Source organism: Bacillus cereus (assembly GCF_002564555.1).
Taxonomy (GTDB): Bacteria; Bacillota; Bacilli; order Bacillales; family Bacillaceae_G; genus Bacillus_A; species Bacillus_A cereus_K.
Genome location: NZ_NUVD01000019.1, coordinates 1 through 222 on the forward strand (window position 1 = coordinate 1; position 222 = coordinate 222).

Below are 222 nucleotides of genomic sequence, written 5' to 3' on the forward strand. Positions count from 1 at the left end.
ACCATTTACTTTGGATTCGTATCCAGCTACCGGTTGTTCCTTCACTGTATACTTGTACGCTACTCCGTTTGCATCATACGCTGCTAAATCTTTGAATTCATATTTCCAACCTGTTGCTTGGCTTACTTCTTGCGTCGCAATCACTGTACCATTTTGTAAAAGGTCTATTTTAATCATTTCCGGACGATCTGTTGCATTATCATCTTTCCATGTCTTCGTTCC

General features: G+C 40.1%; 1 protein-coding gene. It reads right to left on the reverse strand.

Going from position 1 to position 222, the window contains the following annotated elements; translation table 11 throughout:
* Positions 1 to 222: Cna B-type domain-containing protein (locus COI75_RS10285; protein ID WP_255265674.1), on the reverse strand; the 222-nt coding region annotated here is incomplete at both ends.